This is a genomic window from Streptomyces sp. NPDC048734 (assembly GCF_043198675.1).
GTDB lineage: Bacteria > Actinomycetota > Actinomycetes > Streptomycetales > Streptomycetaceae > Streptomyces.
Window position 1 is genome coordinate 154058 of the sequence record NZ_JBICUZ010000006.1, and the last position, 16344, is coordinate 170401.

The window sequence follows — 16344 nt, forward strand, 5'->3', positions numbered from 1 at the left end:
AGCCCGGCGTGACCGAGCCCGGGAGCATCGGCGCCGCCCTCGAGGAAGCAGGGCCCGTCGGCGTACTCGTCGACGACACGGTCAGGCCGGGCGCTTGTCCGACGACCGACGACGAACTTCGCGGGCGGGGCGGCGAACGGAACCTCCTCAGGCCGCCACGGCGGGCAGCCTTCCGGCGCCGACGGCGTCGACGAGTGCCTGGTGGTCCCGTTCGTTCTGGTCGGCGTAGCGTTCGGCGAACGTCACCAGGGCCCGGTCGAAGGAGTCGCCGCCGCCCAGATACGCGGCGATGGCGATGCGGTCACCGGACCTGGCGTGCGCGCGGGCGAGCGTCGCGCCGCACAGGGCGCCGAACGTCCGCATGCCCCGCGGCACCATGTCCTCGGCCACCGCGACCCCCTTCCAGTCCCGCAACTGCCGTACGTAGAAGTCCCGCTCACGGCCGTCGATCCCCTCGACCCGCTCCCAGCCCAGGAAGATGTCGCTGGTGGCCTGCATCAGCCGCTGCCCGGAGACGACCCGCTCGCCCTGCGTCGGATAGCCGGTGTCCCCGACGTGGGGGGCCAGCACCGATTCGTCGGCCTCCTTGGCCTGGAGGAACAGCGGGTCCTCGTCGTCCCGCCCCAGCAGCAGCACGATCCAGCACCGGGTGCCCACACTGCCGACCCCGACGACCTTGCGCGCCATGTCGGCCACCCGGTACTGCTCCAGCAGGAACCGCCGGTCCGACGGCAGAGACCTGCCGTAACGCTCGATCAGCCGGCTGATCTGCTCCTCCAGCCGGCCGCGGCGGTCGTCCGGCAGCAGGTCCTCGAGCGGGGTGACGAGCGGAGGATCGGGGGTGATACGGCGCCTGCCGTCGACGACACGCGTGAGCTTGGCGAAAGCCTGGAGGGTGTCGCGCGAACGGGCCTTGGTCACGGCCTGCCCCCAGCGTTCGCGGCCCCGCGCGGACAGGTCCGCGCCGAAGCGGGCCCGTACCCAGTCCACGTCGAACCGGGCGTACCACACGGCCAGGTTGCCGGTCCCGGCGAAGGTACGCATGCTCTCGCGGTAGGACCGCACGGTGGCCCGTACGATCGCGGCCCGCTCCTTGGTGCTGAAGCCGTTCGCGCGGCCGGCGATGACGAGGCTGGCGGCCAGGCGCTTGACGTCCCATTCCCAGGGGCCCGGCAGCGTCTCGTCGAAGTCGTTGATGTCGAACATCAGGCGTCGCTCGGGCGACGCCAGCAGCCGGAAGTTCAGCATGTGCGCGTCGCCGCACAGTTGGGTCCGGATCCCCGTCGTCGGCGTGCCCGCGAGGTCCGAGGCCATGATGGCGGCGGCCCCCCGGTAGAACCGGAACGGGGACTCGGACATCCTTCCGTAGCGGACGGGCACGAGGTCGGGCAGCCGCGTGGCCGACTGCCGCCCGATGATCTCCAACGGGTCGGGCCGTTTCCGCTCCGGCGCGAACTCCGCGTGGCTGGAGCGGGGTACGGTGTTCCGCGCCCTCTTGCCCAGCGCGGCCCGCTCCTGCGGGGTGCGGTGCACCGCGTGTGCGTCCAGGTGGCTCTCGGTCATGGCAGTGGCTCCAGTGCGAGGTCGCCTCCGGGCAGGGCGGTTGCGGGGCGCTCTGCCGCGCGGGGGGGGACGGCCGGTCCCGACGAGCCGCCGGGACGGGTTCTCGGAGCGGACTCCGCGCCCACCGTGCCGAAGGACCGGCGTCGCTCGGCACGGCCGGCTCACAGGGCTCTCGCACTCAACGTATCCCCGGCAGGGGAACCCGGCGAGCCGGGTCACAGGGCGGTGGCCCGGTCCCCGGACGCGGTGGGCGGGTCGGCGTGGTCGTGGTCCAGGAACTCGCGGATCGCGAAGCCCACCAGCGTGATCACCGCCGTCCACACCACGACCGCCGTGGTCGGGTAGTTCCAGGTGAACAGGACGACGGCCGCGATCACCAGGATGGCCACCCCGATCCAGCGCTTGAAACGGTGGACGAACCGCCCGACCGCGCCGAGACGCAGTCCCGCCGAGGTCGCCGTGCCGCGCAGGGCACCGATGCTCCTGCGGCAGCCGGTCCGCGTGAGGACGGCGATCCGGGACGGCCCGGCCAGGAAGGCGCCCGCGGCGGTGAAGAGGGCTACCGCGGCGAGCGCCCGCACGCCGGCCCGCAGGAACCTGATCAGCGCGTCGTACACGGACCCCGCGGCGGCCTGCGACACACCGGGGGGCAGACGGTCGAGGTAGACGTCCCGGGTCACGGTGAGGGCGATACCGAGAACCAGCATGGCCGCGAACACGGCCAGCCCGGCCCCGATCAGCGCGTGCCGGCGGTTGAACGCCACGTACACCCCGGCGGCGGCGACCAGCAGGGCGATGAGGGGCAGCCAGCCGCCGAGGATCTCCAGCACGCGCACATAGGTCCTGACCTCGCCGATGTCCTGCGACGCGAACACCACGAAGTCGGTACGGACGTCCGGGATCTTCGCGGCGGGCGAGAAGCCGGCGTCGACCAGCTGGTCCTTGACCTCGGCGACGATCGGCCCCAGGTCGACGACGACCTGGTCGTTCTCCAGCTTGACCGGTCCGTCGGCCTGCCCTGTCAGGGCCTTGTCGAGTGCCGAGTGTGCCCTGCGGTTGGCGTTCACCCAGACGGTCTCGAAGGCGCTGCTGGTGACCACCCGCTCCACGGTGCCGCCGACCAGTTGCTTCAGCCCGTTCTCGATCGGGCCGTCCAGATCGCCCAGCAACTGGGTCACCCGCGGCGGGACCCCCTGCTGCCCGGCCGCGTCCGTGAGCTGTTTGACCAGCGCGTCCACGTCGACCTGGGCCAGCACCGCGTCGGTGACCCGGTCGGTGACCGCCTTCTGCACGTCGGGGTCGCTCGCCAGCGGCCCGACGGTGGCGACGTATCGGTCCGTGTCCTGCACGATGCTGTTCGCCCACACCGCCACGACGGACAGCAGCGACAGCAGTGCGGCGGCGAGGACCAGCAGGGTCGAGCCGAGCGAGCGCAGCGGATGGTGCCGGTGGGGCCCCGCAGGCCCGGCGGCCTCCAGAGCCCTGACCCGGCGGCGCAGCTCGCCCAGTTCACCGCGCTCCCCTGCCGAGAGCCGTTCGCCACCGTTGTCGCTCATGGCCACCAGCAGATCCGTCCACCGCGGAACGCGCGACCCGGACGAACCAGGCAGGTGAACGGCGTACCGAGGTGCGGGGCCGGTCAGGCGATGCTGCAATGAGGGCGGGGCGGGCACCGGGGGGAGTGAGCCGCATCCCTCGGAGATGACGTCATGAGCGACGATTTCGAAGAAGTGGGCCCCATCGACCACCTGATCGTCGAGTTCCCCGGGAACCGCATGACCGGCGAGGGTCTCCCTCTCCTGGTCGACCTGGTGGACCTGGCATCATCCGGGTCCTGGACCTGACGTTCGTCAGGAAGGACGACGACGGATCCGTGACCGGGATGGAGATCGCCGACCTCACCGGTGACGGCGGACTCGACCTGGCCGTCTTCGAGGGCGCGTCCTCGGGGCTACTGGGCCAGGACGACATCGAGGAGGCGGCCACCGCGCTGGAGCCCGGCTGTTCCGCCGGCATCCTGGTCTACGAGAACGTGTGGGCCGCGCCCTTCGCCGCCGCCCTGCGCCGCGGCGGAGCCCGGTTGGTCGCCTCCGGGCGCGTCCCCGTCCAGGCCCTCGTCGCCGCCCTCGACGAGACCGAAGCCGCTCACTGACCGGCGACCGAGGTGCCTGACGCGCAGAAGGGAACCAGCCATGCCAGGACTCATCCGCGGGGTCGCCCGCACCGCCGTCGTCGCCGGAACGGCGACCGCCGTGTCGAACCGCGTGTCACGACGCCAGCAGGGGCGTTGGGCAGCGCAGCAGGGATACGGGACGACGCCCCAGCCGCAGGCCTACGCCGAACCGCCGGCGGAACCGCCGGCGACCGACATGGCGAGCAAGATCGAACAGCTGAAGCAGCTCGGCGACCTCAAGGCCCAAGAGGTGCTCACGGAGAGCGAGTTCGAGAAGCAGAAGCGCAGACTTCTGGCGTCGTGAGGCGGGCCTCGCACTCGGGTGCCTCGCGACAGCGCGGCGTGACGCGTGTCCACGGGTCCTGCAGCCGGTCGGCGCACCAGGCGCGAGAGTCGGGGCTCACCGGCACGAAGCCGCCCCGGTAGCCGGTCCTCCTCCCACCCGCCCCTCCCGTCGGCGGGCCGCCGCCGGGAGGGTGAGCCTGCCGTCGCGCACCTCGGCGATCCGGTCGGCGGAGGCGAGGCGGGCGAAGTCGTGGGTGACCAGGACGGTGGCGGTGGCCCGCTGGTGGGTGAGGCGGGTGATCAGGTCGATGACGGCGGCGCCGCGTTCGTGGTCGAGGGCGCTGGTGGGTTCGTCGACCAGCAGGACGGTGGGGCCGTTCATCAGGGCGCGGGCGATGTTGACGCGTTGGCGCTGGCCGCCGGAGAGCTGGTGGGGGCGTCGGCGGGCCTGGTCGGCCAGGCCGACCGCGTCCAGGAGTTCCATGGCCCGGTCCCGGGTGGTGCGGGGCCCGCGCGCCGAGGAGGCCGTCGATCGCGCCGCCCGGGGCGACATCGACGTCGTCCTCATGGACCTCCGGTTCGGCAAGGGGATGAACGGCGCCGAGGCCACCGCCCGGATCACCGCCCTGGCGGACGGCCCCCGCGTACTGGTCGTCACCACCTACGACACCGACGCCGACACCCTCCCGGCGATCGAGGCCGGGGCCACCGGCTACCTCCTCAAGGACGCCCCGCCCGAGGACCTGGCCGCCGCCGTACGCATCGCCGCGGCGGGACGCACCGTCCTGGCGCCCGCCGTCGCGGACCGGCTGATGCACCGGCTGCCTGCCCCCGGCACCGCCTTGACCCGGCGCGAGACGGAGGTTCTCACCCTGGTCGCCGGGGGCCTGTCCAACCAGGCCGTCGGCGCCCGCCTCCACCTGACCGAAGGAACCGTCAAGTCCCACCTGGCCCGTGTCTACGCCAAGCCCGACGTCGGCTCCCGTACCGCCGCCGTCGCCACCGCCACGGAACTCGGTCCGATCCGCCTCTGACCGGGCACTCGCCCCGGCCCCCACCGGCCGGCCGGGCGCCGGCCGGCTGTCGTACCGGACCTCGGTGCGCCGGACCGCTCCTGTCGCGCTTCCCGGTGGGCCGGCCGGCGGCGGAGACCGATCGGTCAGTGGCCGGCCGCCGTCGCCTGGCGTGTGGCCGGGGGCGTGTCGCGTCGGCTGTCGGTGCCGAGCGCGTGCAGGATCTCCTCCACGCTCTGCTTGGCGTCGCCGAAGAGCATGCCGCTGTTCTCGCGGAAGAAGAGGGGGTTCTGCACGCCCGCGTAGCCGGAGGCCATGGAGCGCTTGAAGACGACGACCTGCTCGGCCTCCCAGACCCGCAGCACCGGCATGCCGGCGATCGGGCTGCTCGGGTCGTCGGTGGCGGCGGGGTTGACGGTGTCGTTGGCACCGATCACCAGGACGACCGAGGTCCGGGTGAAGTCGTCGTTGATCTCGTCCATCTCCAGGACGATGTCGTACGGCACCTTCGCCTCGGCCAGCAGCACGTTCATGTGACCGGGCAGGCGCCCGGCGACGGGGTGGACGCCGAAGCGGACCTCGACACCCCGCTCGCGCAGCTGCCGCGTCAGCTCCGCGACCGGGTGCTGGGCCTGCGCGACGGCCATGCCGTATCCGGGCGTGATGATCACCGATCGGGCCTGAGCCAGCATCTCGGCCGCCTCCACGGCCCGCACCTCGCGGTGCTCGCCGTGGTCCTCCCTGCCCGCGGACGGCGCCTCGATGCCGAAGCCGCCGGCGATGACCGAGAGGAACGAGCGGTTCATCGCCTTGCACATGATGTACGACAGGTAGGCGCCGGAGGAGCCCACCAGCGCGCCCGTGACGATGAGCAGGTTGTTGTCGAGCAGGAAGCCGGCCGCGGCCGCCGCCCACCCCGAGTAGCTGTTCAGCATGGAGACGACGACCGGCATGTCGCCGCCGCCGATCGAGGCGACCAGGTGCCAGCCGAGCGCCAGCGCCAGCACGGTCACCGCGATCATCAGGGGCAGGTTCGGGCTGATCGTGAACCAGACGGTCAGCCCGACGAACACAGCGAGCGCGCCGATGTTCAGCGCGTTCTTGCCCGGCAGCATCAGGGGGGCGGACTTGATGCGCGCCGAGAGCTTCAGGAACGCGACGATCGAGCCGGTGAACGTGACCGCGCCGATGAAGACCCCGATGAGCACCTCAGCGTGGTGGATGCCCAGCAGGTCGGCGTCGACACGGGTCTGCGCCGCGCCGTGGGACTCCACCTCCAGGTAGCTGTTCCAGCCCACCAGCACCGCGGCCAGCCCGACGAAGCTGTGCAGGACGGCGATCAGTTCGGGCATCTGCGTCATCTCGACGCGGCGGGCCCGCCACAGGCCCGTCACCGCGCCGAGTGCCATCGCCAGCACGATCAGCGCGACCGCTCCGGCGGTGATGCTCTGCGCCGCCACGACCACGGTGGCGACCAGGGCGAGGGCCATGCCGGCGATGCCGTAGACGACGCCGGCGCGGGAGGTGCGGTGCTGGGACAGGCCGGCCAGGCTGAGGATGAACAGCAGGGCGGCGACCAGGTCGGCAGCGTGTGAGGCCGTCAGGGATGTCATCTCGGCTCAGCCTTTCGAGAACATGGACAGCATGCGGCGGGTGACGGCGAAGCCTCCGAAGATGTTGACGCTCGTCAGCAGGACGGCCACGAAGGACAGCGTGGTGACGATCCGGCTCTCGTGCCCGATCTGCAGCAGGGCGCCGATCACGACGATCCCGGAGATCGCGTTGGTCACCGACATCAGCGGGGTGTGCAGCGCATGGTGCACCTTGCCGATGACGTAGTAGCCGATGACCACCGCCAGCGCGAACACGGTGAAGTTGCGGGCGAGTTGTGCGGGAGCGAAGGCCACCAGCAAGAACATCGCGAGCATCCCGAGCCCGGTCAGGCCGAAGCGCCACGCGGGCGTCAGTCTCGGCTGCTTCGGTTCGGGCGCTTCGGGTGCGGTCGCGGGCTGCGCGGCGGGCGCGGCCGAGACCGCGACGGGCGGCGGCGGCCAGGTGACGTCACCGGCGCGCACCACGGTCACGGCCCGCTGTACGACGTCGTCGAAGTCGATCGACAACTGCCCGTCGTTTCCGGGAGTGAGCAGCTTCATCAGGTTCACCAGGTTGGTGGCGAACATCTGCGAAGCCTGGGCCGGGAGCCGGGAGGCCAGGTCGGTGTAGCCGATGATGGTGACGCCGTTGTCGGTCACCACCGTCCGTCCCGGCACGGTGCCCTCGACGTTGCCGCCCATCGCGGCGGCCATGTCGACGATGACGCTGCCCGGCTTCATGACGGCCACGTCCTCGGCCGTCAGCAGGCGCGGTGCCGGGTGCCGGGCGGCCGGGGATCAGGGCGGTGGTGATCACGATGTCCACCTCCTCGGCCTGCTCGTGGTAGAGCTCGGCGGCGGCGCGGTCGTAGTCGGCGGAGGTCGCCTTGGCGTAGCCGTCGGTGCTCACCTCCTGGGCGGCTTCCACCGGCAGGTACTCGCCGCCCAGCGACTTCACCTGGTCCGTGACCTCCGGCCGCGGGTCGGTGGCGCGCACGATCGCGCCGAGGCTGGAGGCGGCGCCGATCGCCGCGAGTCCGGCCACACCGGCGCCGGCCACCAGCACCTTCGCCGGCGGCACCTTGCCCGCCGCGGTGACCTGGCCGGTGAAGAACCGTCCGAAGGCGTGCGCGGCCTCGATGACCGCGCGGTAGCCGGCGATGTTGGCCATCGAGGACAGTACGTCCATCGACTGGGCCCGCGAGATGCGCGGCACCGCGTCCAGCGCCAGGGCGGTCACCCCGGCCTCGGCGAGCGACTGGAGCAGTTCGGGGTTCTGCGCCGGGCTCAGCAGGGCGACCACGGTCGCGCCCCTTCGCAACCGGCGGATCTCCGTCTCGGAGGGGGCGTTCACCTTGAGGACGACATCCGCGTCCCAGGCCTCGCCGATCCCCGCGCCGGCGTCGGCGTACGCCTGGTCACCGAAGCCGGAGGCCTCACCGGCCCCGGACTCGACGACGACCTCGTAGCCGAGACCCAGCAGCAGTCGCACCGTTGCCGGGGTCGCCGCGATCCGCGTCTCCCCGGAGACGGACTCGGCCACCACGCCGATACGCCGGGGAGGGTGCTGTGAGCGTTCTTGAGCAGACATGTCCTGTATCTCTCATCAGAGGAGGGTGCGGAAGGGAAATCTGCGCTCGGGGCGGTCGGGACGTCCTCTCCCCGTGATCGCTGGAACCTACCCGTCAGACGGGTACGGGCCAACGCGAACGGACGGTGACGTGCTTCACCTTGCGGTAACGGCCGAGACCGGACGGAGAGGGATCTCGAACCCGGCGGCGGACGACTGTCGACGTGCGCCCGCGTCCATCCGGTCGACACGCACTGATCGGCATGCCCATGCCGATCAGTGCGGTGCCGGTGGCCCGCCCGGGCTCTCGGCGAATCCACGGCTCGTCAAGGACGGGCCCGGCCTGGGCAGCGGGAGTACGTGGCCGCCCGGTCAGGTGAGGGTGCCGGCACGACGTGTCCTTGACGAAGAACCGGGTGGCCCCCAAATCACCTGCCGGAGCCGGCCGATGGCCCGGAGGCCGATGGCCCGATTTCAGCTCTGCCGCTCCAGGGTGAGGACGACGACGGAGATTGACGACATTCGATTCGGGTTGCACCGTGCCCTGCGGAAGACCCACCACGACTTGAGCCGTGCGACACGCCGCTCAACCGGTGCTCGGGCTGCGGACAGCACGCGGTTGACGGTTTGCCACGTTGGCGTGAGGGCACGGCCTGGTGGGCGTCTGAGGGGAGTCGTCACCCGGAAACCGGCTCGTCTGTGGGCGCGGTCGGCGAGGATCGGGACGCTTGGCGTTCGCAGATCCGGATGATCCGGCGGGTACGGGCCGCGGTGAGGCCATGCGCGCGGCCGTCGCCCTCCGCGAGAGTGCCGTCGGGCAGGACACGGCCGGGATCGGTCTCGCGCAACCACCCCTGCTCCCGCATCACCCGCGGCCCTCCCCGTTCCGGCCCGTCGAGCCCCGACCCACTCCACGTATGCGGAAGTTCAGCGACCGTGGAACAGTTCCCCCCCCCCCAGAGGTGAGGGACAGCTCGATCGGAACGGTGACCCCGCATCCGGGCCGCCTCGCCGGTCAGCGCGAGGCGGCCCGGATGCGCTCCCTGAAGCGCGGTGGTCCACCGCCCGCAGGGTCCGGTCTCGTCGAGAGGGCTGGGCGCGGCGCGTTCGCGACGCCCCTTGCACGCCCGGCGCGAGGCGTGCCTACGCCACGTCCTCGAGGAAGGCCTCCTCGTTCATCATCGCGGCACCGAACCCGCCCAGGATCTCGTCGATGCTCAGCTCGGTGGCACCGGCCGGGGCCGTGGGCGTCTGGCCCTCGCTCATCCGCACCACCAGGCCCAGCTTCTTCACCTTCGCGTTCTCGGCCAGCTTGGCGAGGTCGACGGAGACCTCGGTCAGCTCGCCGTTCTCGAGTGTGAAGTCAGCCGTGACATCGGTGTCGGGGGCGTCCTTGAGGTCCTTGTCCGTGGGCAGTTCCATGCCCGGCGGCAAGCTCTTCGCGAGCGGACGGATCTCGCCGAGGAACTGCGTGATCAGCGTACGGAACGGAGCGGTGGCGGTGATGTGCTCGGAACCGTCCTCGTCCTCGGCCGTCTTGAAGTCGACCTCGCGGGCGACGGTCTTGCGCAGCGCCTCCAGCAGGTGCTTCTGCGTCTTGGCGTCGAGCGTGGGCTCCGGCGCGGGCTTCGCACCGGGCTCCGCTCCCAGCTCGGCGGTGGTCTTCTCCATCTCCTTGGTGTTGATCTTGACCCACTCGCCCTCAAGTACCTTCTTGAGCCCGCTCGCCTCCGGGGGCAGGTCCTTCACCGACGGTACGGGGAAGCCCATCGCCTTGCCGAGGGCGTTCGCGTCGGAGCGGATGTAGGTGTAGTCGCCGATGACCCGGTACTCGGTGAGGTCACCGTCCTTGGTGCTGATCTTCAGGGCCATGCCGACGTAGTCCTTCTCCCCGGACTCCTCGATCGGCTTCTTCGACTGCACGGTGACACTGATCTTCGCGCCGCTGATCAGGTCGGCGGCCTCGTCGGGCATCTCTTCGCCGGGCTCCGGGTCCGACGAGGCGTCCAGCGCCTTCAGACTCCGGGCGTCGGTGTCGAGATCGAGCTCGAAGGAGATCGTCTTCTCCCCGGCGAGTCTCTCGAAGGCCTGGTCGAGCTTCTTGCCGGCGGAGAGCTGCTCCACGGTGCCACAGGCGGCCGAACCCGCCAGGACGGCGCCGACAACTGCGGTGGCGGTCAGGGTCTTACGTATGGCGGTGATGATGGTCTCCTCGTCAGTGCGATCACCATGTGATCGCTGACGAAGACTCATGTCGCCGCCAAATGGTTGTGTCCCGTGCGAGTGACGTCGACCAGGCGGTACGGCCTCATGCGTTCGGCACGGCCGCCGAGGTCCGGCTCACCCGTTACGGCACACCGACCATGAACCGATTCCCCGTGACGGGCCCCGGTAGGGCGAACCGGCCGACCGTGCCATCGGCCGCTCCCGCGGCGGGCCGGCCACGAGGATTCACCTCGCGGCCGACGATCGCTGTCGCCCCCTCGCGTCCATTCTCACCGCCGGACGAGCCGGTGATGCACTTGTTCCTCACCGACGTTCATGACCCGCCTGCGCGTTCCCCCGACGACACGGCCGTCCGCGCACCAGGCCGCACGTGGTCCTGGCGGACAAGGATTGTGGTCACCCATGCTCGTACGTCGCCGTGGGCGATTGCGGTGCGCGCCTGGGCGCACGCCCCTGCCCGGCGGTATGTCCGGCCCATGACCGAACGGCGCGCGTATCCGAGTGATCTGCCGGACGCCCGAAGGCTGACGCGGGAAAAAGCGATCGACCGGCGAGCGGCTTGACGACGCTCGACGGGCGCGGGGGGCTGCCGATGCGGCGGGTCCGGCAGGCCGCAAGACACAGCCGTCACCTCGTCGCAGGTGGGGACCGCTGCCGGTGCCCGGTCGGCAATGTGCGTGAGCCTGCCGGCGTCGCACGGTGCTCCCACGGTCCTCGGCGCTGCACCTCCGCCGGAGAATACCTGGTCAAGACGGTCAAATCCCACCGAAAAGATGTACGATGAAAGCACCGGGAGTACTTCGCACACCGGCTCTCATGCAGGTGTCGTTTCCGGCGATCACGAAAAACCGGGCTGCCGACGGGCAGCCCGGGGGCAGGTCCGCACCATGACCACCACCCTCGACCGGACCGCGCCGCGCGACCTCGCCGCAGAGCTCCCGGCACGCTTGTCCCTCACCCCGAAGACCACCCTCGCCGGCCTGCTCGACGGGGCCTGGTGGCCCTGTTCACGCGATCTCGAGGCGGAACTTCCGCCGCTCGCGGCCGCACTCGACGGAGTCTGGGGACGCATCACACGCGTCACCGTGAACCCCACCCACTGGCCCGTCATCCCGCGCAAGGTGCCGGTGGCCGGACACACCGTGCATGTGGGCTGGTTCACCGAACAGCACCCCGACAAGCTGATTCTGCTCTCCTACACGGTCGGCCGCTGGGACCTGCTGGTGATCCCGCCCGAGACGGAACCCGCCGCCGCGGCCCGCCTGATGGCCGCCGCGGCGATCCCCGGGAGCGTCCTCACCGCCGGAGTCCTGATGGCCGATGAAGCCGTGATCGGGCGCGGCATCCGCGACGCCCTGCGCCGGGAAGCCGGCTGGGAAAGCGAGGGCGGGGCCTGCATGTCCCCCTTCGGGGGCCTCACAGGCCGACGCGCCCTCTCGCCGCCCGGAAACACCTGGAGGTGAGTTCCATGGAAACCCTCGTCCTCATCGCGGCGATCATCCTTGCGATCGGCATCGGGACACTCCTGATCCGCCTGCTCAACGCACAGCACGACGCCCGGATCGCGGCCCACCACTACAGCGATCCCCTGCCGAGACCTCCCGGTCAGCCGGACGACACAGGCCGTCGAGTCCTCCGTACGCACGGCCGGTGAAGAAGCACTTCCGGCCGGGGCGACGGGCGGGGTGACGGGCGGGGTGACGGGCGGGGCGTACAGCGCCGCACGCGCCGGCTTCCCGCCCACCGTGCAATAAGCACGTCAACGTGACGTACATCGGGACCCCGCGCGGTCGGCAGGCCCAGCGGCGCGGAGCGGAACGCCCGCCGCGCCCGCCGGAGCAGTCGTTCAGTAGGGTCTGCGCATGGCGCACAGCGTTCGTCCGCGACGCTTCGGCACCCCTCACAGGCGAGGAAACCGGCTGTGCTCACCTCTCTGCACGACCTCTCGGGAGCGACGCGATGAATCGACGTACCCGCCTGGCACTCGCGCTGGCGCTGGGTGGACTGCTGTGCGGATGCGCCTCGGATACGGACACGCGCTCCCCAGCGGTCCGGGAAAAGCCCTTCTGGCGAGCGGAGTTCGACGGGGCGGCGGCCACCCGTCCGTCGGAGAGTTCATGGAACACCGACATCGGAAACCGGGACGCCGAGGGGTGGGGCAACAACGAACTGCAGTACTACACGGACGATTCGGCCAACTCCGCCCTCGACGGTGCGGGTCACCTCTCGATCTCGGCGCGACCGGCCCCCGCCGACTCCGAACTGCCCTGTTACACGCAGGAGTTCTGCACCTGGACGTCGGCCCGTCTGACCACCGAGGGAAAGGTCGCGCTCACTCACGGACGCGCGGAGATCCGCGCGAAGCTGCCCACCGGTACGGGACTGCTGCCGGCGATCTGGATGCTGGGCGACAACGGCGTCGAATGGCCCGGGCAGGGTGAGATCGACATCTGCGAGGTGGTGGGCGGAGAACCACGAACGGTGTACGGCACCGCGCACGGGCCGACCTACTTCAACGAGAACGGGATCGGCGGCTCCACCGCCCTTGCGGCCGACGCGTCGCAGGCGTTCCACACGTACGCCGTCGACAAGCAGCCGCGCCGCATCACCTGGTCCGTCGACGGGAAGGCGTATTTCACCCTGACTCCGTCGAAGCTGCCCGCAGCACGCGACTGGGTCTTCGAACAGGACATGCACCTGCTCCTCAACATCGCCGTCGGAGGCGACTGGCCAGGCCCTCCGGACACCTCGACACCCTCTCCGGCGACGATGACGGTCGACTACGTGCGCTTCTACGGCACCGGCCGGGTGTGACCGTCGGCAGCTCCACACCTCGTGTGCCCGTGGGCCGCTGCCCGCCGCGCCTCGCCTCTTCAGTCCTGCGCGCCGCTGCCCGCCCGCGTGCTCTGCCACTGGGTGAGAAGTCGCCGGGTGGAGGCCGCGGTCGGATCGGCGGGACCGAGGGCTCGTTCCATGGCGGCGACGATCGCGGTCATGTCGTCGACGGCCGCGCCGTTGTCCGGACCGGTGCGGTCGCAGTGCAGGACGGTGAGGGAACTGCGGTCGATCAGGACGAGGTTGTGGTCGGCGCCCAGACGCTCGGTGCCGGCGGCGATGACGTCCTCGTACGACGCTTCGGCCTCGTCCGTGCGGCCGTCCTGACCGAGCCACTCGGCGGGGCAGTGACGGGCGGCCAGGGTGTCGGGGCTGCCGGGGCCGAGGACCGGTGTGATGTCGTCGATGAGTTGACGTATCGCGGTGAGGCGCTCGGGCAGGTTCCCCGTCTCGCCGCGCACCTGCAGGCTCAGCAACCGGGTCGACAGGGTCCCGGGGTGGTCCGGCCCCAGCACACGGGTCAGGTCCGGGAGGACGGACCGCAGGCGGGACAGCGTGAGATCGGCCCGGCCCTGCGGCAGACACGCCACCGCCGACAGGACACGGGCACGCAGAACGGCCGGGTCGTCGCCGCCCAGGCGTAACTGCGCCGAGGCCACCGGGAACGGGACCTCGCGATGCGCCGGTCGTACGAGCACCGTGACCGCGCACAGCGCCACGAGCAGGTGCACCCGCATCACGGTCGTGGTCGACCCGGCCGAGCTCGCGCTGATGGACCTGCCGCATCCGGCGTGAGGCCGTTCCGCCGTCCTGACCGGGGGTGCGTGGAGCGTGACCGGGGGCAAGGCGAGGAACCCCGACACGTTTGACCCCGACGGTTGCTCGACCTATCGATTCTCGATAGGTTTCCATTGTTATTCGTTCGAAGGAGGGTCCATGGGAAAGCTGACCGTGGTCGCGTTGCGTGCCGTGCTCGCGACACTGCTCGCCGGCTCGGTGTTCGTCCAGACGGTGATGACGGCGCTGCTGGCCGCCGACATGGAGGACGGCGCCCTCGCGGACCGCCGCATCACGATCCTCGTGATCGTGGTGCTGGGCATCGTGACGGCGCAGATCGTGCTGGTCTGCGTGTGGCGGCTCGTGACGATGGTGCGTCGCGCCACCGTTTTCTCCTCCGCCGCCTTCCGGTACGTGCACCTCGTGATCGGCGCGTTCACGGCCGCCGCGCTCCTGGTCTTCGCACTCGGCGTGGTCCTGGCACCGGGCGAGGCCGTCGCTCCGGGAATCGTGCTCCTGCTGGGCGGAGTCTGCCTGGCGGTCTTCGGCGTCGCACTGATCGTGCTCGTGTTGCGGATGCTGCTCGCCCAGGCCGTCGCGTGCGACTCCGAAGCATCCCGGATGCGCGCCGAGCTCGCCGAGGTGATCTGATGCCGATCACCGTCGACATCGACGTGATGCTGGCCAAGCGGAAAATGTCCGTGGGTGAGCTCGCGGACCGCGTCGGGATCACTCCCGCCAACCTGGCGGTGCTCAAGAACGGCCGCGCCAAGGCAGTGCGCTTCTCGACACTCTCCGCGCTCTGCGAGGTGCTCGACTGCCAGCCGGGAGACCTGCTGCGCTGGGAAGCCGACCGGCCGAAGAACGCGCAGGACACTCCGGCTCAGGAGCGCGTCACGACGCTGCCGGCCCCATGACCGGCGGCCGCCACGCCCGCCGGTTCGCCTGCCCGGAAAAGGGCGGGCGCCCGGCTCAGGCGCATGTCACTGCGTGACGAGTCGGGTGCCCCTGCGCCAGATGGCACGGATGTCGAGGGTGCGGTCGATGTCGGTGGTGGGGTCCCCGTCCACCAGCAGCAGGTCGGCGCGCAGTCCCTCGGCGATCCGTCCGCGGTCGTTCAGGGAGAAGCGCCGCGCCGGGGTGGCGGTCGCCGCGCGCAGTGCGTCGAGCGGTGACAGCCCGGCCTGGACCAGGTAGCGCATTTCGTGGTGGACGCTGGCTCCGTGGGCGACGCCGCCGAGGAAGGGGACGGGCACGGAGGCGTCGCTGCCGACCAGGAGATCGACGCCGGCGTCGTGCAGCGCCTTGACGGTGGCGAGGACGTCCTCCAGCTTTCCCTGGGGAAAGCGGTCGAAGCTGGCGCGCAGTGTCGTCAGCCAGGCCTCGTCCAGCCGGGAGGCGACCCGGTGGTCGTCCGCCTGGGCCGCCCCGGTGATGCCCATCATGGAGGCGTCGAGGACCACGCAGGGGACGACGAAGGCGCCGGAATCGGCGATGAGGCCGATGATCTCCTCGGTGTGGGGCTGGTCCATGAAGACGTGGACCAGCCCGTCGATCCCGGCCTCGATCGCCATGCGGGTGGCATCCAGGGTGAGAGCGTGGGCGATGGTGAGCATTCCGTGCCGCTGCGCCTCGGCGACGCCCGCGTTCAGCGTGGCCCGGTCCAGGCAGGGCAAGCCGGGGTGGCCCTCGACCGTACCGTCGTCGACCATGAACTTGATGTAGTCGGAGCCCGACTCCACGAGCTTCGGGATGAACCCGGCCGCCTCCTCGGGGGTGGCGGCGAAGGGCATGACCAAGTCCCCGAGCTCGTCGCGGGCGGGCCCGCCGCCTCCAGGGCGCTTGCCCTCGGGAAAGAGTTCGCTGGGGTGCCCGCCGGGCGGGGTGATGCCGAAGCCCGCCGAACGGACGTCGGCCACCGCGTCGTTGGCCTCGATGTGCGCCCGGCGCGCCCTGGTCAGGGCACCCTGCATCTCCAGTTCGGTCGTCACACCGAACTTCAGGGCGAGGGCCAGAGCCTGTTCCGAGGCGTGCGTATGGGCGTCGAACAGGCCGGGCAGCAGGGTGCCGCCCCGTGCGTCGACGACATCCGCCCCGGCAGGCACCGCTCCCCCGACGGCCACGACGGTCGGGCCCTCGATCAGGACGGTCGTTTCGTCCCGAACCCGCTCGCCGTCGAAGACGCGTGCGTGGGCGATGGCGGTGATGGTCATCGGTGGACCTCGTTTCCGTATGCGGCGACAGGTGCCCGTCGCTCGCTCATTTATATGCATCAGAGCATACATTTGCAAGTCGCATTGCATATTCCTG

The 16344-nt window shown here is 70.9% G+C and carries 12 protein-coding genes and 6 pseudogenes; 9 read left to right on the top strand and 9 right to left on the bottom strand.

Going from position 1 to position 16344, the window contains the following annotated elements; all coding sequences use genetic code 11:
• Positions 1 to 147: 147 nt before the first annotated feature.
• Together ACGFQC_RS17925 and ACGFQC_RS17930 are read right to left on the bottom strand one after the other, a co-directional pair.
• Entirely contained in the window at positions 148 to 1563 is a 1416-nt protein-coding gene (locus tag ACGFQC_RS17925) for a DUF2252 domain-containing protein (RefSeq protein WP_363090599.1), read from the bottom strand.
• Between the two features lie 215 nt (positions 1564 to 1778).
• Complete coding sequence (locus ACGFQC_RS17930; protein ID WP_363090598.1) at positions 1779 to 3119, bottom strand: hypothetical protein; 1341 nt, start codon at positions 3117 to 3119, stop codon at positions 1779 to 1781.
• Positions 3120 to 3272: 153 nt separating this feature from the next.
• Here ACGFQC_RS17930 and ACGFQC_RS17935 point away from each other — a divergent pair.
• Both ACGFQC_RS17935 and ACGFQC_RS17940 read left to right on the top strand, forming a co-directional pair.
• Positions 3273 to 3715, top strand: a pseudogene (locus ACGFQC_RS17935) (DUF6325 family protein).
• Between the two features lie 40 nt (positions 3716 to 3755).
• Positions 3756 to 4040: an SHOCT domain-containing protein gene (locus tag ACGFQC_RS17940; RefSeq protein ID WP_363090597.1), complete on the top strand. Its 285-nt coding sequence runs from the start codon at positions 3756 to 3758 to the stop codon at positions 4038 to 4040.
• A 96-nt stretch (positions 4041 to 4136) separates the two neighbouring features.
• On the opposite strand, the pseudogene ACGFQC_RS17945 reads toward ACGFQC_RS17940, so the two are convergent.
• Positions 4137 to 4535, bottom strand: a pseudogene (locus ACGFQC_RS17945) (ATP-binding cassette domain-containing protein); the annotation flags it as partial.
• Between the two features lies 1 nt (position 4536).
• On the opposite strand from ACGFQC_RS17945, the pseudogene ACGFQC_RS17950 reads away from it, so the two are divergent.
• Positions 4537 to 5055 (top strand): annotated as a pseudogene (locus ACGFQC_RS17950) (response regulator); the annotation flags it as partial.
• Positions 5056 to 5180: 125 nt separating this feature from the next.
• Here the strand turns inward: ACGFQC_RS17950 and pntB are convergent.
• From pntB to ACGFQC_RS17970, 4 genes and pseudogenes are all read right to left on the bottom strand, one after another.
• Positions 5181 to 6647 carry a Re/Si-specific NAD(P)(+) transhydrogenase subunit beta gene (pntB, locus tag ACGFQC_RS17955; protein ID WP_363090596.1) on the bottom strand — a complete coding sequence of 489 codons (1467 nt, stop codon included), beginning with the start codon at positions 6645 to 6647 and terminating at the stop codon, positions 5181 to 5183.
• 6 nt (positions 6648 to 6653) lie between these two features.
• Positions 6654 to 8217, bottom strand: a pseudogene (locus ACGFQC_RS17960) (Re/Si-specific NAD(P)(+) transhydrogenase subunit alpha).
• 453 nt (positions 8218 to 8670) lie between these two features.
• Positions 8671 to 9044, bottom strand: a pseudogene (locus ACGFQC_RS17965) (transposase family protein); the annotation flags it as partial.
• A 295-nt stretch (positions 9045 to 9339) separates the two neighbouring features.
• Positions 9340 to 10320, bottom strand: coding sequence for a hypothetical protein (locus ACGFQC_RS17970; RefSeq protein ID WP_393288412.1), 981 nt, complete (start codon positions 10318 to 10320; stop codon positions 9340 to 9342).
• 286 nt (positions 10321 to 10606) lie between these two features.
• On the opposite strand from ACGFQC_RS17970, the pseudogene ACGFQC_RS17975 reads away from it, so the two are divergent.
• The 4 genes and pseudogenes from ACGFQC_RS17975 to ACGFQC_RS17990 all read left to right on the top strand — a co-directional run.
• Positions 10607 to 10714: pseudogene (locus ACGFQC_RS17975) on the top strand (IS5/IS1182 family transposase); the annotation flags it as partial.
• Between the two features lie 595 nt (positions 10715 to 11309).
• Entirely contained in the window at positions 11310 to 11885 is a 576-nt protein-coding gene (locus ACGFQC_RS17980) for a DUF5994 family protein (RefSeq protein ID WP_363090594.1), read from the top strand.
• Positions 11886 to 11890: 5 nt separating this feature from the next.
• The gene (locus ACGFQC_RS17985) at positions 11891 to 12076 is read left to right on the top strand and encodes a hypothetical protein (RefSeq protein ID WP_363090593.1); all 186 of its coding nucleotides are present in this window, start codon (positions 11891 to 11893) and stop codon (positions 12074 to 12076) included.
• 305 nt (positions 12077 to 12381) lie between these two features.
• A complete protein-coding gene (locus tag ACGFQC_RS17990; protein ID WP_363090592.1) occupies positions 12382 to 13236 on the top strand; it encodes a glycoside hydrolase family 16 protein in 855 nt (284 codons plus the stop codon).
• 59 nt (positions 13237 to 13295) lie between these two features.
• Here the strand turns inward: ACGFQC_RS17990 and ACGFQC_RS17995 are convergent, their stop codons facing one another.
• The gene (locus tag ACGFQC_RS17995; protein ID WP_363090591.1) at positions 13296 to 13994 is read right to left on the bottom strand and encodes a tetratricopeptide repeat protein; all 699 of its coding nucleotides are present in this window, start codon (positions 13992 to 13994) and stop codon (positions 13296 to 13298) included.
• Positions 13995 to 14193: 199 nt separating this feature from the next.
• Here ACGFQC_RS17995 and ACGFQC_RS18000 point away from each other — a divergent pair, with 199 nt between their 5' ends.
• Entirely contained in the window at positions 14194 to 14685 is a 492-nt protein-coding gene (locus tag ACGFQC_RS18000) for a DUF2975 domain-containing protein (protein WP_363090590.1), read from the top strand.
• A complete protein-coding gene (locus tag ACGFQC_RS18005; RefSeq protein ID WP_363090589.1) occupies positions 14685 to 14951 on the top strand; it encodes a helix-turn-helix transcriptional regulator in 267 nt (88 codons plus the stop codon). Before ACGFQC_RS18000 ends, ACGFQC_RS18005 begins: the two co-directional genes overlap by 1 nt.
• A 66-nt stretch (positions 14952 to 15017) precedes the next feature.
• On the opposite strand, the gene ACGFQC_RS18010 is transcribed toward ACGFQC_RS18005, so the two are convergent.
• Entirely contained in the window at positions 15018 to 16247 is a 1230-nt protein-coding gene (locus ACGFQC_RS18010) for an amidohydrolase family protein (RefSeq protein WP_363090588.1), read from the bottom strand.
• Positions 16248 to 16344 lie beyond the last annotated feature (97 nt).